The organism is Enterocloster citroniae (genome assembly GCF_040545455.1).
Classification (GTDB): domain Bacteria; phylum Bacillota; class Clostridia; order Lachnospirales; family Lachnospiraceae; genus Enterocloster; species Enterocloster citroniae.
Map to the genome: position 1 here is coordinate 16,744 of NZ_JBEPLZ010000001.1, position 21,054 is coordinate 37,797.

Genomic DNA, 21,054 nt, shown 5'->3' on the forward strand with positions numbered 1-21,054 from the left:
TTTCCGGCTGTTTTGATATCCGGGCATACCACACCCTACTTCATCTTAGGTTTAAACACAAGGGAAGCCAAATATCCAAACACCAAAGCTCCGCAGATTCCGGCGGAACTGGCCGTAAGTCCTCCCTTAAAGATCCCCAGGATCCCGTCTTTTCCAATGGCCTCCTTGACACCCTTCCACAGCGTGTTTCCAAATCCCAGAAGAGGGACTCCTGCCCCGGCTCCGGCCCATTTTGCAAAGGGCTCATAAATTCCGACCGCTCCCAGTATGGTTCCGCTTACCACCAGCAAAACCATGATACGGCCCGGCATCATCTTGGTTTTTTCCATGAGGATCTGGACCAGGGCGCAGATCAGGCCTCCGATCAAAAATGCTTTTACATAATCCATGACCTCTACCTCCTTAATCGTCAATGTGTTCAATGATGACTCCGTGGGCTATCCCCGGGATGCTCTGTCCCTCATTGAAGCTTACGGTTGATAAAAGGGCTCCTGTGGGCACGAACAGCACCCGCTTCCATGTACCGTCCTGGACCCTGGGCAATATATAGGAGCACAAGGTAACGGCACTGCACCCGCAGCCGCTTCCGCCTGCATGGGTGTCCTGCTGGTCCTTATCATAGATCTCAATGCCGCAGTCCATATGGATCTGGCTTAAATCCCTGCCCTTATTCTTCATAAAATCCAGCAGAATGGTCCTTCCGATCTCGCCCAGGTCACCGGTTATGATCTTATCGTACCATGTCTCATTGACCTGGAAGTCCTCCAGGTTCTGTTCAATGGTATGAAATGCAGCCGGAGCCATGGCAGCTCCCATGTTCATGGAATCCTTGGTTCCCATGTCCACCATCCGTCCCGTTGTAATGCCCGCAATCCTGGCCAGGCCGTCCTTTCTGTTCCCGGCTATGACCACGGCTCCGCAGCCTGTTACGGTCCAGGTAGCGGACATGGGTCTCTGGTTGCCGTAAGCCAGTGGAAAGCGGAACTGCTTTTCAGCCGTGGCAAAGTGACTGGATGCCATGGACATGACCTGATCGGCATATCCTCCGTTCACTGCCATGGCCCCAAGGCTTAAAGCCTCCCCCATGGTGGAGCAGGCTCCATACAGGCCAAAAAGGGGGATCTCCAGATCCACGGTGCCAAAGGAGGTGGCGATCAGCTGCCCCAGCAGATCACCGGCAAACAGATACCGCAGGTCGCCTTTTCTGACGCCCCCTTTTTCGATCACCAGGTCCGCCGCCCTTTTCTGCATGGCGCTTTCCGCCTGCTCCCAGTTGTCCTTGCCAAACATGTCGTCCTGCTCCACCTGGTCAAACATCTGCCCCAGCGGACCATCACCTTCTTTTTTTCCCACTACGGAACCCGCGCTGATGATCACCGGCGGATGTTCAAATTCAATACTAGCCTTTCCTTTCATCTGTCCCATCTCTTGCATTCTCCTTCCTCTGACAGGATATATTCATTAACAGTATCTCTCATTTCCTGAAAATTAGTCATGATCATCCATGAGATGCCCAAAGGATATTCCAATGGCTTTAGGAAATTGACAGAACCGGGAATATCTGATAGTATGGGATTTTAGAAAGACGAGGTATCATAACCGTGAATTCCCATTGGAAACAGACCACTGCGCGCTTTTTGACCGCGCAGACCATATCGCTTTTCGGCTCCTCCCTGGTGCAGTACGCCATTGTATGGTACATCACGCTCTCCACCTCCTCGGGCAGGATGCTGACCATCTCCACCATCTGCGGCTTTGCGCCTCAGATTATCATCTCCCTGTTTGCCGGGGTATGGATTGACCGGTATGACCGCAAAAAACTGATCATGGTATCGGACGCGGTGATTGCCCTTGCAACCCTTGCCCTGGCTGCGGCCTTTTTATCCGGCTGCCGGGAAATACGGCTGCTTTTTATCGTGCTCTTTGTGCGTTCTGCGGGCACAGGGATCCAGACACCGGCAGTGAATGCCGTTATCCCCCAAATTGTTCCGCCGCGGCATCTGATGCGCGTGAACGGTATCCAGAGCACCTTAACCTCCCTTATGATGTTCCTCTCCCCGGCTGCCAGCGGTGCCATTCTGTCCGCAGCCGGTCTGGAGGCCACCCTGCTCATCGATGTGGCCACCGCGCTTATAGGCGTGGGGATCACATCCACCCTGACAATTCCCATGTACCGTAAAAATACGGTTGAGGGAAATGCACAAATTGACAGTTTAAAGGAAGGATTCCGGTATCTGCGCTCCAATACATTTGTGCGCCGGCTGCTGATGTTCCAGATTGCAATCCTTTTCCTCATCAGCCCCTCCGCCTTTCTCACCCCCCTGATGGTAAGCCGTACATTCGGCTCCCAGGTTTGGCGGCTGACCGCTTCTGAAATGACATACAGCATTGGTACCGTACTGGGAGGGCTTCTCATCACTTCCTGGGGCGGGTTTAAAAAGCGGCTGAACACCACCCTCATGGCCGGTGCGGCTTACGGCATACTGATGCTGGGGCTGGGGACAGCTTCCGCCTTCTGGGCCTATCTGGCGCTCAACACCATGATCGGTATCACCGCCCCCTGCTATCAATCTCCGGTCACCGTGTCCATCCAGGAACGGGTAGAGCCCTCCATGCAGGGAAGGGTATTCAGCTTCATGCAGATATCCACCTCCTGTGCCCTTCCCCTGGGCATGATGGTGTTCGGCCCTCTGGCTGATGCGGTCAGAATCCAGTACCTGCTCATAGGCGGAGGCCTGGCTGTTATGGCATGTACGGCCGGTGTGGCTTTAAAGGGCGGCTTAAGCAGCATATAGACAAAAAAACAAGACAACCAAACGTACTCCGTCCCATTGTCTTGTTTCAACCGCCATATCTATTGTTATAGCTGGAAAATCCCCATCCATCCGCCAACCCAGTAGATCAGTCCCAATACCCAGCTGGTAAGGACCCCATATAAGATCACCGGTCCGGCAATTGTAAATATCTTGCAGCCCACGCCAAACACCTCCCCCTCTGCATGGAACTCAATGGCTGGTGCCACCACTGAATTTGCAAATCCTGTAATGGGAACCAGTGCACCGGCACCGCCGAATTTTACGATCTTGGGATAAATATTCAGCCCTGTGAGCACAATGCTTAGAAAGATCAGGGCCAGCAGATTCCATATGGCTGCCGGCTCCTGCTCCATCCCCATCCGGTTCATCAGAAAATTGGTGATAAACTGCCCGATCACACAGATGACGCCTCCCACCAAAAAGGCGCATGCCATGCTTTTAGGCAGGTTGTGGACCGGTGTGATCTCCTTTACATATTCCCCATATTTTTGCTTATCAATTTCCATCGCTTCCCACTCCTTTTCATCACATTCACTTTGGTGCACTCTCTGAGACTCCGGGAGTACGCTTTATCCCATGGAGGCCATACGGAACCAGAAATAGACCAGGGATCCTGTAAGTTTTCCGGCGGCCAGGGCAAAGATCAGGTACTGAAGCCCCACGGCCAGATGGATCCTCCGGCTGATGACCGGCAGCGCCTTCAGCGTCTCCGCCAGGGACATAACCAGGCATCCCACAAAGATCCCCACGCACACGCCGGCCACTGCCAGGAAAATGGTGCCTATAAAGCTTCCCATATAGATGGGAAACTCATAGATATCCACAATATTTCCCAGCACGCCTCCCAGCACGATCACTGTCTCATACAGTATAATATGTTTTCTGGTGCCTGTCTTTCCCATAAGGCGCACGAATACACCGATAATAGCCAGAAAAGCATATACGCCGGCTGCAATGACGCCGCCGGCGCACAGGCCGAAAAAAGCCAGCAGAATCTTTTTAAGTAATATCAATTTTGGACTCCTTTCTGCCGTCCTCGGCAATCAGGGTCTTACTGATATTATCCTCATAAAGACGCATTTCCACCTCCAAAGGAGTGGGATCCGTATTCAGCTTTATAGAAGCAAAATGGTTAAAGAACCCGATGATCCCCACTGCCAGGCCTATGCTGTAGCTGGCCTCCAATACGGTGAATCCTCCTGATTCATATCCCATAACAAGCTTAAAGATCTCGCTGAACACGTCAGTCACGCTGACGTCATTGTTAAAAGTCATGATCGCAAAGGCTGCGCCGAAAAAGCAGATGCCGCAGACAAAGATTGTTTTCGTCCATTCCCAGACATAGGTGGGAGGTGCTGGCGGCTTATATGCAATGATAAAGTCCACTTCCCCCACATGGTTTACATCCAGGGTGGAATCCATCTCAATCAGTTTGCGTGTCACATCCAGGGCGCTCATAATATAGCGCCTTTTTTCATCCAGCTTTACAGTCATGACCTTCATGGAATTGCACTTGTTCATTACGTTCTGGTCATCACAGTAGACCTGGGCCACATCCTTTAAAACCACATCCTTGTGTGTCAGTTCTGTTATCTGACTAAGTTTTACATAGACTGTGTGCTTCATAATCCCCGTCCGCTCCTTGACAGTTCCTGCTCCCCGTACATCCTGGATGCAGGGTCTGTCACAAAGGCCGGATAAGCCTCCTCTTCCGGTACCGTATTCTGCTCCTCCCACACAAGGGTTCCTTCCTTTTCATATCCCCTGTCACCCATGGCGGATGAAAGATACCACACCAGGACCCCTATCAGGACAAGCGCCCCGACAACTGCCAGAATTTCACATACTCGCTTACCAAAACCCATATAGATCACATCCTTTTCGTAAACTGGTTTGATTGGTTCTGATAACTAGTATGGTTTGAAAAATTAAATTTATACTTTTTTATTTTTCATAGCGCATTCGCATTTCTTTTAAGATCCGCTTTTCGAGACGTGAAACCTGTACCTGGGAAATCCCCAGTTCCTTGGCAATCTGGGTCTGGGTCTGGTTGTAAAAATACCTTCTGACAATGATCTCCCTCTGCTCCTCGTTCAAGCCTTCCATGAGCTCCTTTAGCACCATGCGGTTTAGCAGTTCCTCATGGTCATTGTTCTCCTCCTCCAGCCGGTCCATCAGGAACGTGGTATTGTCATCCCCATTGCCCGCGGGCCGGTACAAAGATTCCACCTCGGCGCCTGCCTCCAGGGATGCCGCCACTTCCTCACGGCTGGTATCCAGATGCCTGGCGATCTCCTCAATGGTGGGTTCCCGTCCCAGGCTGTATGTCATCTCCTCCCTGGCAGCCCTGACCCGTATCCCCATTTCCTTGATCGAGCGGCTTACTTTGATCATTCCGTCATCCCTGAGAAAGCGCTTGATCTCCCCGGTTATCATGGGCACCGCGTAAGTGGAGAATTTTACGTCAAATCCCGTGTCAAATTTATCAATGGCCTTTATAAGCCCAATGCTTCCGATCTGGAACAGATCCTCCATCTCGTAGCCCCGGCCTGTAAAACGCCTTACAATGCTCCATATGAGCCCTACATTGTCCATCACCAGCTGATCCCTGGCTGCTTTATCCCCTTCGTGAGCCATACCTATTAATTTCATGGTCTCATCCATCTGCGTCACCTGCCGATGAATTTCTTCATTGATACCAGGGTTCCCTTACCCGGTTCTGACTGTACATCCACCTGATCCATAAATGCCTCCATAAAGGAAAATCCCATGCCGGAACGCTCGCCCTCAGGATCCGTGGTAAACATTGGCTCCATGGCTCTTTTTACATCCGCGATCCCTACCCCGGTGTCCTTTACACACACCTCCAGCACATTTTCCTGTGTATCGGCCGTGATTTCCATATGGATAACCCCTCCCCGGCCCTGGTAGCCGTGGATGACCGCATTGGTCACTGCCTCGGACACAGCGGTCTTCACATCATCCACTTCCTCCAGGGTAGGATTCAGCCTGCTCATGAAAACAGCGGTCACGACCCTGGCAAACTCCTCGTTCTGGGAAAGGCTGTCCATCTCCAGCCTCAAATGTTCCTTACAGTTCCCTGATTGATTGAATCGGGGACTTTCCATCATTGATTCCATTTTCTTATCCTCCATTCTTCCTTCTTCCCTTTCATCCCTTAAGGGCCGATTCCCTGTCGTCATAGCCCTGTATCAGACGGTTCATCCCGCCCATTTCCAGTATCCGCCTCACCTGGGCTCCCGCCCCATAGTAAGCCACCTTCCCCCTGCTTGCGGCCATCTGTTTGTAACGGCTCAGCAGCACTCCGATCCCCGAGGAATCCATAAAAGATGTGTGTGTAAAATCAAACACGATCCTGTTAATATAATTTTCGTCAAGAAGCAGATCCGTATCGCTTTTCAGATTCCTGCAATTGTGGTGGTCCAGTTCCTTTGGAAGATGGATGACCAGCGTCTGTTCCCTGGCTTCATAGGTAAACATTGTATGATCCATGCTCTCATACTCCTTTCTTATGCGATGTAATAATAAAAAAAGATACTACAAAAGACGTATAAAACTTATCTTCTGTAGTATCTTACTGTGTTAATATCCTCTGGCGTTCCTTGCCCTGTCCACATAATCAGAACTGGGGAATTCATTTACCACTTTGTCAAACATGGTATTGGCATTGTCCATATCACCGGCATCCTGGTACAGACGGCCCACATAGAAAAGAGCCTCCGGGTTGTCCGGCCTGATGGTAAGGCTGGCCTGGAAATAATCCATGGCCTCTGTCTTCTTGCCCGCGTTCCAAAGGGTAAGGCCGCGTTCCACCAGGGTCTGATAGATATTGGCCGTCATATCCTGGCGTATGCTTTCCACAATGGCCTGTATGTTCTCATCCTCGATCAGGTCAAAGCTGGCTTCAGCAAATGATTTGGCCGCCGTCACCATATCCCCTGTCCTGTAATTCTGGAGGATCCATATAAGCCCCTGGTACTGGGCCATGACACTGGTATTGCCGTTGGTCAGCTCATCCAGCCTTGACTGCACTTCCTTGGCCTGGGCATCCAGCTTATCATACTCTGATTTCAGCATATCGTACTGCTGGTTGGCATTGCCCAGCTTCTGGCTGTAGGCAATGATCTCCTGATTCTTCTCGCTGTTAAGAGCCTTTGTCCTGGCCGGAAGGATCAGGACAAAGAAGACCGCCACCCCCAAAAACAGGCCTATAATAATATGGAGGATGGTGGAAAGCCCGGTGCTCTCCTTGTAGCTGTTAGGGATGATCACATCATCATCCTCCATCTGCCTGTGGGAAAACGCTTTTACCATCTTCCTCTTTTCCGCGTCCGCCCTGCCCGTGTTCTGCTTTACAATGGACATATAATAAAGGGCTTTCTGATTGCTTTTGTCAATCTGAAGGATCTTGTACAGGGAGCGGCCCGCCTTGTTGTAATCCTCCCTGCTCATATACAGCAGGGCCAGCAGCAGATGGGCCTTCACAAAATGGGGATTCGACTCCACCACCCTTGCCAGCTGCAGGATAGCCAGGTCATCGCTTCCATTCTGTGCGTGCCACAGGGCCTGGTTAAATGTCTTCACATTCTGGCTCTCGCGCTCCAGCTGTCCCGGTTTTCTCTGGATCTCATCCAGATAATGGTCGGCCAGGTTTCCCTCAGGCTGGAGGTTAAGGCTGATGACCCACTGTACCAGGGCATCGGCCACCTCCCCGTTCTCGTAGTATATAAGGCCCAGCAGATTACGGGCGTCCGTCTGAAATTTATTAAAATGAAGGCTTTTCTTCAGACACTGGGCCGCGCCGGACAGATCCCTGATCTTTGCCTTTTCCAGGCCCAGATTATAGAAGCTGTTGGCGATCTGCTGGTTCTTTCTTCCATAGTCTATATTCACCGCTTACTTTTCGCCTCTCTCTTTAATCAGTTCCATCATGATGTCAGTCATATCCGTTAAATCACTTTTTACAATGGCGTCCTCCACTTCCTCCACATCCAGGCTCGGCTTAAAACGCTCAATTTCCTCTTCAAAATCAATCATGTATGTTCAACTCCTTTCAGGCGCCCTTCTGTTTCAGGCGCTCCAAAGCTGCTTTGATCTCCCCGATCAGGTACAGGGATCCTGCGCAGAACAATACCCCTTCCCCGCTGATCTCCCTCATCCTTCTCACCGCTGTCCCTGTGTCCTCAAAGGACAGGACGGGACAATCCGTGTCTTTCTCAAATTCCCTGGCCAGCGCTTCCGAGGACAAGCCACGGTCACTGTTCATATGAACCACTCCAATGGTCTCCCAGGCAATTCCTTTGGAGAGCTGGGACACCATCTCCCCGTAATCCTTGTCCGACACAGCCGCAAACAGTAGATAGGGATGTTTCCCCAACCGCTTTGCTATCTCCCGGGCAGTCTGTATAAAAGCTCCGATCCCTCCCGGGTTATGCGCCCCGTCCAGATAGACGCCCGGGGCCGCCTGCTCCATTCTCCCCGGCCACATGGTCTTTTTGATCCCCCGGACGATCTGCTCATCCGTAATATTCCACGTAATGGCTCCGGCCGCTCCCTCAGGTTTATGGCCTAAAACCCGGCTGTGCTTCCTGCACCTCATCCCCGTGTGTCTCAGCACATCCAGGGTACGCACGGCAAGCATGGCGTTTTCCGCCTGATAAAACGCCTCAAAAGGGATCTGGATCTTTAACCGCTTATCATCCTTCATCCTGGCACTGACCGTAAGCCCGTCCTCCCCCACACCTTCCACACGGTAGTCTTCCCTGCCCACAGGATAGCGGGCAGCGCCCCGGCGGAATGCGCAGCCCTCAAGGATCGTGGATACCTGGGGCTGGTTGTCGTCAAATATAAGAGGAACGCTGCTTTTGATAATACCCGCTTTTTCTGCCGCAATCTTTTGCAGGGTATCCCCCAGATACTTGGTGTGGTCTAAGCTGATGGACGTGATCACACAGGCACAGGGGTGCTCCAGCACATTGGTAGTGTCTAACCTTCCTCCCATCCCGGTTTCCAGGACCATCACATCCACTTCCTGTTTCTTAAACAGTTCCATTGCCATATAGAAAAGAAATTCAAAAAAAGTGGGATGACATTTGCCCGTTTCCACCATTCTTTGGCTGACCCTGAGAACAGTCTCAAAGGCTTCCTCAAAGTCCTGTTCCCCCACCATGGCCCCATTGATCAAAAAGCGCTCCCTTACTTCCACTAAATGAGGAGAAATAAAGGTGCCTGTCCGATACCCTGCTTCCCTGAGCATGGATGTAAGGAAGGCGCACACGGAGCCTTTGCCATTGGTCCCTGCCACATGGATGGCCGGTATATCCCTGTCAGGCGCGCCCATGGCATTCAGCACGCTTCTGACATCTTCCAGAGAATTCTTTTTTCTGGTCCACATAGGAATCTGATTCAAATATTCCTCTGCTCTTCCCATTTCATTACCATTCTTTCTAATAAGCCTGCCATGGACCATTGATCATCCAGAGACAGGCTTTTATAATATTAACCCAATTTTATGTAATTATCAACCGGATATTCTCGCCAGGGTTCGTCACCAACCGACAAGCCTTGCTTTATATGTTCACGGATCTGCTTGCTTTGGCGCGTGCCGTCATGCCTCCTGTGCCTTAGCCGCAGACTTTCTGCCCACGGGCAGCTGTGCAAGGATAATGGCTGCAAACATCAGGACACAGCCGGTTAACTCCTTGGCCGTAAGCTTCTGGTTGAGAATGGCCCATCCCGCCAGTACGGATATGCTGGATTCCAGGCTGAGGATCAGGGACGCCACCGTGGGGTCCGCTCCCTTTTGCCCGATGATCTGCAGGGTGTAAGCCACACCGCATGACATGACGCCTGCGTAGAGCACAGGTGCCCATGCGGCCAGGATCTGCCCCATATCCGGTGTCTCATACAGGAGCATTCCCATTCCCGAAAGTATGCCGCACACAAAAAACTGGATGCAGGACATCTTAACTCCGTCCACCACCGGTGAAAAAAAGTCAATGATCATGATATGCACTGCAAAAAGGGCGGCACAGACCAGCATCAGCAGGTCGCCCTTGTTCACCGACAGGTCGCCTCCTGTCATGCACAGCAGGTACAATCCCGCCACGGAAAGCGCCACTGCGCCCACGATCACAGGGCTGCATTTCTTTTTAAAGAACAGTCCCAGGATCGGAACAATGATAATGTAGCAGGCGGTGATAAATCCCGCTTTTCCAACCGTGGTATACTGTATGCCGAACTGTTGGAAATTGCTGGCAAGACACAGGAACACACCGCAGCAGACGCCTCCGGTCACCAATGTCTTTCCGGCTCCCGGTATGGATACGGTCTGTTGCATTTTCGCCCGCTTCCTGTCAAAATACCAAATACATGGCAGCAGAACCACTCCACCGATCAGGCTTCGGACACAGTTAAATGTCAACGGACCCACATAGTCCATTCCCACGCTCTGTGCCACAAATGCAACTCCCCATATGGTGGCTGTCAAAAGCAGCAGGACCGCATTTCTCATCTTCATGTTAGTTATAACCTCGCTGTAATTTTATTGTAAGATTTCTTCCTGGGGCAGCACCACATTCAGGCTGTAGGAAACAGACACATCCTTGCGCACATAGGCCTTGTTAAAGGCTGACAGGATGCGGTGCATGACCTGCTCCCCGTTCTCATAGGTGGCTGAGGGCAGCAGGATGATAAACTGGCTGACGCTATAGCGGGCAAATGCATCGCTGGAGCGCAGCGAACTGTTGATCACATTCCTGAGACGTTCCATGGCCCTGGCCTGTATCTCCGGCTTTAAGGTGCGCCCCTTCCTGTCACCCACGGTGAGCAGGCACAGATAAACCGAATCGCCGCTGCGTTCCACCCCGCGCCTCTCCAGCTGCACCAGACGTTTGAATACGGCGTATTCGCACTGGTAAGCGCCCCGGTTTTTCTCCTCCCCGCAGCTACTGGTACGGCCCAGGGCCTCCTGGATCACATTCAGGTCCGTGATCACTTCCTGTTCGCTGTCACTGATCACCCGGTACATTTCCTTAAAACGCTCCGAGGGGGTCATCAGCCGCTCACGGTAGAACATCTCCGTGGTATCCCTGTAATTTTGGAGGGCCTTTTTCTGGTCACCTTTTTTGTAAGCCGCATAGATCAGATAATAATGAAAATCCTCTGTAAACCGGTCTATGGAAACAGCCTGTGTACAGATTTCCTCCACCTGTGCGTAGTCCCCCCGCTCCATCAGATCTTCCGAGACAGCCCGTACCAGCTTCTGGTAAAGGGAGTGGTAATATGTATGTAAGGGATTGACCCAGCTTTCATCCGCAGACTTTGGAAGAAAGGTGCCCTTGTAAAGTCCAAGGGCCTCCCTCCACTCCGGTTCCAGATTTCCCATGTCATCCTGGGAGTTTAATATGCGCTTGCACAAAAACTCAAACCGGTCCGTGTCAATGGTCAGCTTCCAGGAGGGGTTCCACATATAGGCCCCCTTCTGGTTCAGGATCAGTTCCTGAGAGGGAAAGCCTGCAGCCTCCATCATCTTCCGCACCCGGAAAACCAGGGTCTTTAAAGCCCCGTAAGGATTGTCCTGCATCCCTTCCTGCCATATGGCATTGAACAGTTCGTTAATGCTCACATCCTTGCGCCGGTTGACGATCAGATAGCTCAGCAGGCTCCAGGCTTTCCTGGAGCGGTTATCGCTGTCGCTCATGGTTCTGTTATCCATGGTGATGGTGAATCCTCCGAACATGTTCACCTGGATCACCGGATTGTTTCCTGATGTATCAATCATGCTTTGTTCTCCCTCTCTGTCCGGTACTTTTCCTACTTCTGAAGCTGTGCCAGACGTGTCTTTACCTGTTCCATCATCTGTGTATATTTTTCAAGCTTTGCCTTTTCCTCAGCTATTTTGGCTTCCGGTGCGCGGCTTACGAACTTCTCATTGTTCAGCATGCCGTTAGACCGGGCAAGTTCTCCTGCCAGGCGCTTTTCTTCAGCCCTGAGCCGTTCAACTTCCTTCTCAATATCCACCAGTTCGGCAAAAGGCATATAGATGACCGCTTTGGGGAGCACGGCAGATACCGCGTCTTCGGCGATTCCCGCCTTATCCCTCTGCAGTATGACTTCTCCCGCATATCCCAGGGTTGCAAAAAAGCTTCTGCTGTGCTCAAATACGGACAGCAGTCCCTCATCCTCAGAAACCACGTACACGGTGGCCTTTTTGCTGGGCGGTACATTCATGGATGTGCGGACGCCGCGGATGGCCCGCACCGCTTCCTTAATGGTTTCCGTGGACCCTTCCTCCTCCCTGAAGTCCCAGTCCTGCCTGTATGCGGGCCACTGGGAAACCATGATGGTCTCCTCCTCTTCCTGAAGGTTGCAGAATATTTCCTCGGAAACAAATGGCATGAATGGGTGAAGGAGTTTTAAAGCCTGGATCAGGACAGTCCTCAGCGTCCAGATCGCCGCTGCTTTTGTCCCGTCCTCTTCATTGTACAGCCTGGGCTTCACCATTTCAATATACCAATCGCAAAATTCTTCCCAAATAAAATCATAAACCTTCTGAAGAGCGATCCCCAGCTCATATTTATCCAGGTTTTCCGTTACATCCTTTGTCAGCGTATTCACCTTGGACAAGATCCATCTGTCTGCCATGGTAAGGCTGTCCGCGTCCACACCGCTTATATCCGGCGCCTTTTCAATATTCATCATAATGAAACGTGATGCGTTCCACACTTTATTTGCAAAATTGCGGCTGTTCTCCACCCGCTCCCAGTAAAAACGCATATCATTGCCAGGTGCATTTCCCGTGATCAGGGTCATGCGCAGGGCATCTGCGCCGTACTTGTCAATGACCTCCAGCGGGTCGATGCCGTTCCCCAAGGACTTACTCATCTTGCGGCCCTGGGAATCCCTTACCAGGCCGTGGATCAGAACCGTGTGGAACGGGTTCCGGCCGGTCTGTTCAATGCCGGAGAACACCATGCGGATCACCCAGAAAAAGATAATATCGTATCCGGTAACCAGCACATCCGTGGGATAGAAATAATCCAGGTCCTCTGTTTTTTCCGGCCATCCCAGGGTTGAAAAAGGCCACAGGGCAGATGAGAACCATGTGTCCAGGGTATCCTCATCCTGCTTAAAGGCGGTGCACCCGCAGTCCGGACAGGTATGGGGCGCTTCCCTTGCAACCACGATACGGCCGCATTCCTGGCAGTAGTAGGCAGGAATCCTGTGTCCCCACCAGAGCTGGCGGGATATACACCAGTCGCGGATCCCTTCCAGCCAGTGGAGATATGTCTTTCCAAAGCTTTCGGGCACAAATTTCAGGCTTCCGTTCTTAAGGGCTTCTATGGCCGGCTTGGCCATCTCCTCCATCTTCACAAACCACTGCTGCTTTACCATGGGTTCTACCGTGGTCTTGCAGCGGTCATGGGTTCCAACATTGTGGGAGTGGGGAACCACCTTCACTAACAAGCCCTGCTTTTCCAGGTCGACCACAATGGCCTTCCTTGCCTCATAGCGGTCCATTCCCTTATATGGCCCGTCCACATTCACGGTGGCGTCATCGTTTAAAATAACAATCTCCTCCAGGTTGTGGCGCTTTCCCACCTCAAAGTCATTGGGATCATGGGCCGGGGTAATCTTAACACAGCCGGTTCCAAACTCCTTGTCCACATAAGCATCGGCGATCACGGGGATCTCCCTGTCTGTCAGAGGAAGTTTTAACATTTTACCCACAATGTCGCTGTAACGCTCATCCTCCGGGTTCACCGCCACTGCCGTGTCGCCCAGCATGGTCTCCGGTCTGGTGGTGGCGATCTCCACAAACCTTCCAGGTTCACCTGCCACCGGGTAATTGATATGCCAGAAAAAGCCGTCCTGCTCCACATGCTCCACCTCTGCGTCTGAGATGGAAGTCCGGCAGACCGGGCACCAGTTGATGATCCTGGATCCCTTATAGATATATCCCTTTTCATAAAGCTTTACAAAGACTTCCAGGACCGCATCGGAGCAGCCCTCGTCCATGGTAAACCGCTCCCTGTCCCAGTCTGCGGAGGAACCCAGCTTATGAAGCTGATTCACGATCCTGGTCCCATATTCATCCTTCCACTTCCAGCACTCCTCCAGGAATCCATCCCGTCCCAGATCTCTTTTGTCAATACCTTCTTTTTTCAGCTTGTCTATGACCTTGACCTCGGTGGCAATGGCTGCATGGTCCGTTCCGGGCTGCCACAGCGCCTCATATCCCTGCATTCTCTTATAACGGATCAATATATCCTGCATGGTGTTATCCAGGGCATGTCCCATATGAAGCTGGCCTGTGATATTGGGAGGGGGCATAACAATGGTAAAGGGCTTTTTGCTGCGGTTCACCTCTGCATGGAAATATTTTCCTTTTAACCACTTCTCGTACAGACGGTCCTCTATGGCCGCCGGATTATAGGTTTTTTCCAGTTCCTTCATCTTTTAATCTCCTTTTTCCCTATGAAATAAAAAACACCCTTTGCTCCTTCGGCTGCATCAGCCGTGCAAAGGGCGAATAACTCGCGGTACCACCTTTATTCTGCCGGAAGCACCTCTTCATCCGGCAATCTCTTTAGCCTGTAACGGAGCCGCCCGTCAGACAGTTACACAAAACCCAGGAGCCACAACTCCCGGTTCCTTCACCGTCCCGGTTCAGAAGCTACCTTCCACCATCCATCCACCCGGGATACCTTTCAGCCCATGGGCCTCCCTCTCTGTCGGCTGTTATGGTGTACTCCTCTTCCTCATAACCTTTGATCTCATTGATTTACTTAACAATCATAAAGATTATTTTACCATTTGTCAAGCTGTTTTCATCTTTGCAGCTCAGCGATAGACTAAGCCGCAGGCTTAGCTGGCCATCACTGCCGTCTGCCAGGCTTTGCACACATCGATCCACTCCAAATAACCGGAGGCCTTTTCCAGTTCCGGTATGGACAGCCGGACCGCGCTGCTGGCGCTTCCGCAGGCAGGATACACTGCGTCAAAGCGCTTTAACGACTCATCCAGATAAACCCTTACCCCCTCCTTCACACCAAAGGGACATACGCCGCCCACGCTGTGTCCTACCAGGTCTGTCACCTCGTCCGGTGAGAGCATCTTGGCTTTTGTCTTAAACTGTTCTTTATATTTGTGGTTGTCCACCTTTGCGTCCCCTGCCGCCACGATGAGCACCGGTCCGCCTTCCACCATAAAAGAAAGCGTTTTGGCTATTCGGGCCGGTTCACATCCCACAGCCGAGGCCGCCAGCTCCACCGTGGCGCTGGAAACCTCAAAGGTATAAATCCTGTCCTCCAGCCCCATTTTTTCAAGATGTTCCTTTGCAATGTCAAATGCCATGTCCTTTTACCTCCATTGATCCGATACGGTCCCGTCAAACCAGCATCACCAGGGACCTAAACCATCATCCTGTACTCCTGCTTCCACCGCTGCACCATCTGGGCCGCCCCGTTGATGCGCTTGATGGGATCCTTTTTAAACAAAGCCCGCAGGGCCCTTACCTCCTCATCCTGTCCGGCGTCCAGGCTGGCCGCATCCATCTCCTTTTTCCACCGGCTCCTCAGCTCCTCTGTAAAAATGGACTGGTAGCGCTCCTTCACATCCAGCTCCGGCGAAAAGACAGAGAGGAAATAGATCCGTTTCAGCACATCCAGATCCTTTCCCAGGCCGTATGCTTTATCGTAGGACGCAAGAGCCCTGCGGAACTGGAACATCATGGCGTAGGACGCACCCAGGTTATTGTAGACCCTGGCCAGGAATAGGTCGTCCACCTTTTTGTCCTTTGGATATTCCAGAACCTTGGTATATCTCTGGGCCGCCTTGCCGTACTGGCGGGCCCGGAACATATAGTCCGCCCTCTCCTTTTCATATTCCGCCGGATGCAGGGCCCGGAGAGCGGCCACGGTCTGCTTAAACTTCTGTATTTCCTTATCACTGTAATAATCGCATTCCGACAAAAACAGCATGAGCACGTCCTCTGAACGGCTGCCTGTCTCTATCAGCTTCTCCATCCTGCCTGCCAGATAATCCATATCCAGCTCCCTGCGTATGAATTCAATGAGAAGCTCATCCATAAAATCATCCATCACAAGGATGGGATGGTTGTAGATCACATAACACAGTTCCTGGGAAGAGTGGATATGGATTCCCAACACATCAATATAGTAGGGATGTTCTACCGGCTCATGCCTGCAAAGTATCAAACTCATAAGCTTACCTCTTGTTTCACCACAGCTTTGGTGGCCGGGAAAAGTTCCCCGAATCCTTTATCTTCTATCACCATCATCATGGTTTCCTCATCAGTAAATCCAACCTTTAGCTCAACTCTGGTGGTTCTGGGCGGCCGTTCCGGAAATCCGCTTAAAGGGATCCGCACCAGTTTCTTTTTCTTGGAATCCAGGGGCGTGATTGTGAATTCAATCTCATTCTGCCCATCCACGATCAGGTCCAGGGAGCTTTTTGACTCATACCAGTTATCCCCATAAGAGGCCACTACCAGATTGCTTTCCCTGCCCCGGCGCAGTACCTTCAGGGCCACCTCAGCCCTGAGCCTGCCTTCGCACACGAATATATAGGGGTAGGATGTATCCTCGTGGGTGTAATCCGCCCCCTTATAGGCAGCCCCTCTGGCAAACAGATAGGACTCCACAAATACCTTTCTCCTGTTGCATGCCAGTCTCATAAAACCGCCGGCCCAGTCCTGGCGCTCAAATCCTTTTCCGGTGAGAAGCACCGTGGAAAAGAGTTTTCTGCTGAGAAGCTTTTCGCCGCAGGAACAAAGTATCTTGTCAGCCAGCTTGCTTCCCGAGGGAGAATCCAGAATATCCAGGTTAAATGCCTCCTCCTGGTTCTGCGCCTCGGCCTGTACCATGTTTCTTCTCATGCCTCTGATGACCTTCATCTCATAATAACACAGACGTTCTGAGGACAGTTCAAACAGCCCCACCTGGTTGGTCCAAAGTTCCTTTTTCTGGCTCAGCACATAATAGATAAAGCTTTCCGTATGGCTGATCACATGAACCCGTTCCCTGGGTATCCCCAGGAAATCCGCACAGTACATCAGGGTATCCAAAAGCCTTGCATCCACATTCTGGAGCGTGATGACCAGCTGCGCCACCTTGTCCTTGCCAAACTCTTTTTTGGGGTATTCCAGCATCTTCTGGATAAACAGCTTCAAAAGCGTGCTTCCGCTGTAGCAGATACCTCCAATGGTGGATGTCCCATCCTTTGCAGCCAGCTTTAAAAGCTTATCTACAATAACCCCTTCCCCCAGGAGAGTAGCTGCGTAAGCGTCCTCCCCTGAGAGCCAGGTTTCCTCTTCCTTCCTGCGGCAGATCACCGTAGGAATGGTCCAGGACTTTTCTTTATCATAACAACAGATCTGAGTGTAATCATCATTCAGATCCAATCCAATCACAAGCCCGTCCATAGACGACTCCTCCATAACTTTACTCTGGGATGTGCCTGAAATTCAGTGTGGAACACTTACTCAATGGGGAACAGCCTGCCAAGTGCGGCTGATTTTTTGAGATAATCCTCCATTGCATCGGACAGCCTGCTGCTGTCCCTTTCCTTCAATGCGGTCCCCATTTCGTTGAGGCAGGCAAAACGGCTGTTCTCCTTGCCCTCCAGCTTATGGTCGCACTCCACCTGTCCTTCTGCCGCCAATATGCGTTTTCCATCCACATGGTCATATATTCTGTACTCCATGGTTTCACCCTCAAAGAGTACTTTTTGTTTTACATAGATTCCCTGATACACCCTTCTGAAATCCTCGCCGTGCCAATCCGTCTCCTCGGGCAGGATCCTGACCTGAAGTTCGGGATGCCCGTCCTTTTTGCCCCTGTATTCCACCATGGCCTTGTCCATGATATCCTCAGGGATGGGAATATGTCTGGACAATTCCCTGGTATAAGGGAATACCAGGCTCTCCTCCAGCAAGACGGACATCATGCTCCTGCACAGAGCCGTATCCTCCTCATCGATCCGATCCAGGGTTGAAAAATAGCGCGTCAGTGCCAGCAGATAAATAGTGGGCATCCTGTCCTTTTCAATGATACCGGCCACCGCATGCTTTAAGTACTCAAACACGCGCTGGTCCATCTCCCGGCCTTCCAGAAAATACTGCACGCTTTTTTGGGTAAAGTATGCCTTTACAATGATCTCCCTGGTGGCCTTTCGTTTCATATAAAGTTCAAAGACCGAATCCATCTGTTCACAGTTGCCTGTAAACAGCATCTGGCAGAGCAGACGCTCCTCCAGATCATAGGTCTCCACATGTTCCTTTACCCCTTGTATAAGCACTTCATACATCTGGGACCCGGTTCCGTTAAAATGCTCACAGAGGTAATCCATTATGACGCTGTCATAAGCGCCTGACCGGAACACCTGGTAAGCCATGTGCAGCAGCAGGTCGTCCTGGTCAAACAAGCGCATCAGGATCGTCTTGGCGCACAGCTTCATCAGCCGGTTGGGGCTTATATACTGGCTTCCATACTCCCGTATCATGTCATATGCTTCCCGCATATAGTTCTGGCTGATCAGTGTCTCGCAGATCTGCTGCCTCTGCTTTACCCCCAGCCGTTTTTTATCCAGCTGGATCAGGTAGGTGCAGTTAAATCCTCCTGTCCCCTCCCTGTCCCCAACCGCCCGTTTGCAGTAATAGTCCGTCACTGCCTGAAGGATGGCTGATTCAAACACGGGAGACAGTTCCATCTGCACCATGGCCTCTTCCAAAAGTTCTGCATGGCGGTCCGTCTCCACGCCCTTGTCCAGTATATTCCTGCACTCCCTGAGCCTGAGCATGGGATGGCCCGGATATACCTTGTAGCACTGGTCCAAAAGTTCCGGCTTATCCATCACCGGGACCTTCCAGTGCTTTACATCCAGATACCGGTTGCCGTATGAGTCCTGGAACAGCAGGACATTCCTGTCGGAAAACAGAGGCACATAAGCTGCCTGGTCCTCCAAAAGATATGCCTCCTCCTCTTCCAGTTCCTCATAGCGCACGATCACATACTTCATCCTTGGGTCATCACACCTGATGCGGCATGACTTTAAGATCCCCGGAAGCACCCTGGCCACCCGGACATCGATCATATCCCTGTAGATCATATGCTCATAGATTACCGCCATGCGGCTGTTGATCTTGGAGCAGAACAGCTGCTCCATGGCAAACTGTTCCATATGCCTTGTATAAGTCTGATAAAGCTCCGATGCCGGATTCATATACAGTAAAATATTCCTGTAGAGCACGGAACGGCTGTGGCTGTCCAGATCCTTGTCATAGGAGAAATACAGCAGCACTTCCTTGGGAAGAAGATGGCCGTAATCCCCGGGCAGGGAGTACAGGAAATATTCATACAGCCTGGTCAGGTTCACTCCCTGCTGCAGCGCCTTTTCATACCACAGGAACGCTTCCCCTGATTTGCGCTCCCCTTTGATCAGGATGCTGCACACCGCCTCCAGAAGGCAGACCTGGGGATAGGCATCATATAACTTTACCATCAGGCGCTCCACCAGTTTCCTGTAATGCTTGATACCCAGGGCCATCCCCGCAGCCTTCACTGCGGTCTGACGGCCTACCATGCCTTTTTGTATTCCCAGATACAGGACCTGTATCTCAAAATCACCCAAATGCACCAAAAGGTCCGGATGCTCCTCCAAAAGCCTGCAGGCCGCGGTGTACAAAAACGGGCTGCTGCACCCGTTCTCAAACAGGGAGGCCATGGATTCATAAAGCTTCAGAGGATTCTGGGCCATGGTCTCATCCAGCCTGATCAGCAAAAGGAAGAGGTAGGGCCTGACCGCCCCGTCCTCCCACAGCAGTTTCCTGATGTAGCGGACCAGGGAATCCTTCTGTTCCCGGTCAGGCTTAACCTGTAGGCGCAGGTACTGGTAAAAGCAGTAGATATCCACCCGTTCCTCGCGTCTTCTCAATACACTGTCCCTGGCCTCGTCCAACACCATGGATGCACTGTCCGTCTTACCGTTGAGGATCAAAAGCTCCGCCTGAAGAAGGCGTGTCCTCTCGTCATCCGGGAAACCGGCGCGCAGGTGCTCCGCCTCCTTTGTCATCTGGTTCAGTATCAGAGCCGGCTCATAGATTCCTGTCTCGTAATTCAGGCGCAGGGAAAGATACCGGAACAGGCTTTCCCTGTCCATGTCCCCCTCTTTCAGGCCCCGCCCGGTGATATCCACCGTGGTATCGCCCTCAGCCTCTATCTCTATTATAAAGTCTTCCCTCAGGGACCGTATCCTGATACGGCCAAAGTTGCGGCCCTTATGAAGCCTTGAGGGTACGATCCTGTAATGTACCCGGCATCTGCCGTTGACAAAATCCCGGTCCGTTATCTTCCGGCTTACCAGTTCAACAAAGGGCACGTCCGCATCGATCTCTGCGGACACATACCCCCAGCCGCTGGAAGCAATATCAATAAAATCCCCCACCGGTTCCAGCGGGTTCTCATATACCCGGCCTCTGGTGTCCAGTGTCAGCTTTACCGGCTCCTTTACATGGAGGGCCACCAGAAATTCTTCCAGAAGATTCCTCCTGCCCGCCCTGCCCTTTAACCCCTCATAGATGGTACGGACGCGGGCGTCCTTCATAAAGGGAGCTTCTGTAAAATCCTGGTATTCAAACATCCTCAGAGCGGACTCCAGATCCCGTTTTGCCAGCAGCCCAAAATCCCTGGGTGTGGCAAGGGCGCCGTACACATCCCCTGTATTTCCGGCCTGAACGCACAAAGAATAAGGAATCTCCCTCTCACCTGCGTTGGTGACAAGATAAAAAGATCCCTTAATGACGTCCCCATGCTCTGTATATCTGCTGTTGACTTCGTATATTATTCGGTTTCGCAGCCCGCCAAATGCATTGTTGACCACCTGCACCCTCTCATGGCTGGAGTACACCAGTCCTTTGATATGCAGATTGTTGGCGCTGCTCACCACAATCTCACCACGGATGACCTCACCCGCCGGAACCACTGTCTCCAACTGATCCGGAGCCAGCACCAGTTCCGGAATCCCGCTGTCAATAATTCCCCTGGCCAGACGGTTAATCCGTTCCCTCATAGTACCACCTGTATCTTTATCCTTATGTGTATATTGTTCACACTTACGTAACATGATACCACATTTTAATATGTTTTAAAAGTTTTAATTGAATCTTTATGTAAATACTATCAAAATTCCAGACAGT

20 protein-coding genes are annotated in these 21,054 nt (G+C 51.6%); 1 reads left to right on the top strand and 19 read right to left on the bottom strand.

Annotated features, from left to right (window positions below; genetic code table 11):
* Positions 1 to 35: 35 nt before the first annotated feature.
* Both ABID13_RS00075 and spoVAD read right to left on the bottom strand, forming a co-directional pair.
* Positions 36 to 389, bottom strand: a complete 354-nt coding sequence (locus ABID13_RS00075) for a SpoVA/SpoVAEb family sporulation membrane protein (RefSeq protein ID WP_007864056.1) — start codon at positions 387 to 389, stop codon at positions 36 to 38.
* Positions 390 to 402: 13 nt separating this feature from the next.
* Entirely contained in the window at positions 403 to 1,425 is a 1,023-nt protein-coding gene (gene spoVAD / locus ABID13_RS00080; protein WP_007864054.1) for a stage V sporulation protein AD, read from the bottom strand.
* Between the two features lie 176 nt (positions 1,426 to 1,601).
* Here spoVAD and ABID13_RS00085 point away from each other — a divergent pair, with 176 nt between their 5' ends.
* Complete coding sequence (locus ABID13_RS00085) at positions 1,602 to 2,795, top strand: MFS transporter (protein ID WP_007864053.1); 1,194 nt, start codon at positions 1,602 to 1,604, stop codon at positions 2,793 to 2,795.
* A 65-nt stretch (positions 2,796 to 2,860) separates the two neighbouring features.
* Here ABID13_RS00085 and ABID13_RS00090 read toward each other — a convergent pair whose 3' ends face one another.
* The 17 genes from ABID13_RS00090 to ABID13_RS00170 all read right to left on the bottom strand — a co-directional run bounded on the left by ABID13_RS00090 (position 2,861) and on the right by ABID13_RS00170 (position 20,927).
* On the bottom strand, positions 2,861 to 3,322 hold the full coding sequence (locus tag ABID13_RS00090) for a SpoVA/SpoVAEb family sporulation membrane protein (RefSeq protein ID WP_007864052.1): 462 nt from the start codon (positions 3,320 to 3,322) through the stop codon (positions 2,861 to 2,863).
* 63 nt (positions 3,323 to 3,385) lie between these two features.
* Positions 3,386 to 3,829, bottom strand: a complete 444-nt coding sequence (locus ABID13_RS00095) for a stage V sporulation protein AB (protein ID WP_007864051.1) — start codon at positions 3,827 to 3,829, stop codon at positions 3,386 to 3,388.
* Positions 3,816 to 4,442 carry a stage V sporulation protein AA gene (locus ABID13_RS00100; protein WP_007864049.1) on the bottom strand — a complete coding sequence of 209 codons (627 nt, stop codon included), beginning with the start codon at positions 4,440 to 4,442 and terminating at the stop codon, positions 3,816 to 3,818. The genes ABID13_RS00095 and ABID13_RS00100 overlap by 14 nt, the downstream gene beginning before the upstream one ends.
* The gene (locus ABID13_RS00105; protein ID WP_007864047.1) at positions 4,439 to 4,681 is read right to left on the bottom strand and encodes a hypothetical protein; all 243 of its coding nucleotides are present in this window, start codon (positions 4,679 to 4,681) and stop codon (positions 4,439 to 4,441) included. Before ABID13_RS00105 ends, ABID13_RS00100 begins: the two co-directional genes overlap by 4 nt.
* Positions 4,682 to 4,760: 79 nt before the next feature.
* Entirely contained in the window at positions 4,761 to 5,480 is a 720-nt protein-coding gene (locus tag ABID13_RS00110; protein ID WP_007864045.1) for a SigF/SigG family RNA polymerase sporulation sigma factor, read from the bottom strand.
* A 5-nt stretch (positions 5,481 to 5,485) separates the two neighbouring features.
* A complete protein-coding gene (spoIIAB, locus tag ABID13_RS00115) occupies positions 5,486 to 5,956 on the bottom strand; it encodes an anti-sigma F factor (RefSeq protein ID WP_007864044.1) in 471 nt (156 codons plus the stop codon).
* Between the two features lie 31 nt (positions 5,957 to 5,987).
* Complete coding sequence (locus ABID13_RS00120) at positions 5,988 to 6,329, bottom strand: STAS domain-containing protein (RefSeq protein WP_007864043.1); 342 nt, start codon at positions 6,327 to 6,329, stop codon at positions 5,988 to 5,990.
* A 90-nt stretch (positions 6,330 to 6,419) separates the two neighbouring features.
* Positions 6,420 to 7,730, bottom strand: a complete 1,311-nt coding sequence (locus ABID13_RS00125) for a tetratricopeptide repeat protein (protein WP_007864042.1) — start codon at positions 7,728 to 7,730, stop codon at positions 6,420 to 6,422.
* A 3-nt stretch (positions 7,731 to 7,733) separates the two neighbouring features.
* Complete coding sequence (locus ABID13_RS00130; protein ID WP_007864040.1) at positions 7,734 to 7,874, bottom strand: hypothetical protein; 141 nt, start codon at positions 7,872 to 7,874, stop codon at positions 7,734 to 7,736.
* A gap of 16 nt (positions 7,875 to 7,890) precedes the next feature.
* Positions 7,891 to 9,267, bottom strand: a complete 1,377-nt coding sequence (locus ABID13_RS00135; protein WP_040416703.1) for a bifunctional folylpolyglutamate synthase/dihydrofolate synthase — start codon at positions 9,265 to 9,267, stop codon at positions 7,891 to 7,893.
* 177 nt (positions 9,268 to 9,444) lie between these two features.
* A complete protein-coding gene (locus tag ABID13_RS00140; protein ID WP_048930676.1) occupies positions 9,445 to 10,356 on the bottom strand; it encodes a DMT family transporter in 912 nt (303 codons plus the stop codon).
* Positions 10,357 to 10,380: 24 nt separating this feature from the next.
* Positions 10,381 to 11,619: an AfsR/SARP family transcriptional regulator gene (locus ABID13_RS00145; protein WP_048930675.1), complete on the bottom strand. Its 1,239-nt coding sequence runs from the start codon at positions 11,617 to 11,619 to the stop codon at positions 10,381 to 10,383.
* A gap of 32 nt (positions 11,620 to 11,651) precedes the next feature.
* Entirely contained in the window at positions 11,652 to 14,294 is a 2,643-nt protein-coding gene (locus tag ABID13_RS00150; protein WP_048930674.1) for a valine--tRNA ligase, read from the bottom strand.
* Between the two features lie 411 nt (positions 14,295 to 14,705).
* Positions 14,706 to 15,194 carry a YbaK/EbsC family protein gene (locus ABID13_RS00155; RefSeq protein WP_007864031.1) on the bottom strand — a complete coding sequence of 163 codons (489 nt, stop codon included), beginning with the start codon at positions 15,192 to 15,194 and terminating at the stop codon, positions 14,706 to 14,708.
* Between the two features lie 56 nt (positions 15,195 to 15,250).
* Positions 15,251 to 16,063, bottom strand: coding sequence for a hypothetical protein (locus ABID13_RS00160; protein WP_007864030.1), 813 nt, complete (start codon positions 16,061 to 16,063; stop codon positions 15,251 to 15,253).
* Complete coding sequence (locus tag ABID13_RS00165) at positions 16,060 to 17,283, bottom strand: DUF5716 family protein (RefSeq protein ID WP_048930673.1); 1,224 nt, start codon at positions 17,281 to 17,283, stop codon at positions 16,060 to 16,062. The genes ABID13_RS00160 and ABID13_RS00165 overlap by 4 nt, the downstream gene beginning before the upstream one ends.
* A 56-nt stretch (positions 17,284 to 17,339) precedes the next feature.
* On the bottom strand, positions 17,340 to 20,927 hold the full coding sequence (locus tag ABID13_RS00170) for a DUF5717 family protein (RefSeq protein WP_007864026.1): 3,588 nt from the start codon (positions 20,925 to 20,927) through the stop codon (positions 17,340 to 17,342).
* Between the last annotated feature and the right edge of the window lie 127 nt (positions 20,928 to 21,054).

What these genes read in the sequence shown, in the direction of transcription:
- ABID13_RS00075 (WP_007864056.1), bottom strand. Translation starts at nt 389, where the DNA reads ATGGATTATGTAAAAGCATTTTTGATCGGAGGCCTGATCTGCGCCCTG.
- ABID13_RS00170 (WP_007864026.1), bottom strand. Translation starts at nt 20,927, where the DNA reads ATGAGGGAACGGATTAACCGTCTGGCCAGGGGAATTATTGACAGCGGG.
- ABID13_RS00160 (WP_007864030.1), bottom strand. Translation starts at nt 16,063, where the DNA reads ATGAGTTTGATACTTTGCAGGCATGAGCCGGTAGAACATCCCTACTAT.
- ABID13_RS00140 (WP_048930676.1), bottom strand. Translation starts at nt 10,356, where the DNA reads ATGAAGATGAGAAATGCGGTCCTGCTGCTTTTGACAGCCACCATATGG.
- ABID13_RS00110 (WP_007864045.1), bottom strand. Translation starts at nt 5,480, where the DNA reads ATGGATGAGACCATGAAATTAATAGGTATGGCTCACGAAGGGGATAAA.
- ABID13_RS00130 (WP_007864040.1), bottom strand. Translation starts at nt 7,874, where the DNA reads ATGATTGATTTTGAAGAGGAAATTGAGCGTTTTAAGCCGAGCCTGGAT.
- ABID13_RS00100 (WP_007864049.1), bottom strand. Translation starts at nt 4,442, where the DNA reads ATGAAGCACACAGTCTATGTAAAACTTAGTCAGATAACAGAACTGACA.
- ABID13_RS00120 (WP_007864043.1), bottom strand. Translation starts at nt 6,329, where the DNA reads ATGGATCATACAATGTTTACCTATGAAGCCAGGGAACAGACGCTGGTC.
- ABID13_RS00135 (WP_040416703.1), bottom strand. Translation starts at nt 9,267, where the DNA reads ATGGGAAGAGCAGAGGAATATTTGAATCAGATTCCTATGTGGACCAGA.
- ABID13_RS00150 (WP_048930674.1), bottom strand. Translation starts at nt 14,294, where the DNA reads ATGAAGGAACTGGAAAAAACCTATAATCCGGCGGCCATAGAGGACCGT.
- ABID13_RS00165 (WP_048930673.1), bottom strand. Translation starts at nt 17,283, where the DNA reads ATGGACGGGCTTGTGATTGGATTGGATCTGAATGATGATTACACTCAG.
- ABID13_RS00145 (WP_048930675.1), bottom strand. Translation starts at nt 11,619, where the DNA reads ATGATTGATACATCAGGAAACAATCCGGTGATCCAGGTGAACATGTTC.
- ABID13_RS00155 (WP_007864031.1), bottom strand. Translation starts at nt 15,194, where the DNA reads ATGGCATTTGACATTGCAAAGGAACATCTTGAAAAAATGGGGCTGGAG.
- spoIIAB (WP_007864044.1), bottom strand. Translation starts at nt 5,956, where the DNA reads ATGGAATCAATGATGGAAAGTCCCCGATTCAATCAATCAGGGAACTGT.
- ABID13_RS00105 (WP_007864047.1), bottom strand. Translation starts at nt 4,681, where the DNA reads ATGGGTTTTGGTAAGCGAGTATGTGAAATTCTGGCAGTTGTCGGGGCG.
- ABID13_RS00090 (WP_007864052.1), bottom strand. Translation starts at nt 3,322, where the DNA reads ATGGAAATTGATAAGCAAAAATATGGGGAATATGTAAAGGAGATCACA.
- spoVAD (WP_007864054.1), bottom strand. Translation starts at nt 1,425, where the DNA reads ATGGGACAGATGAAAGGAAAGGCTAGTATTGAATTTGAACATCCGCCG.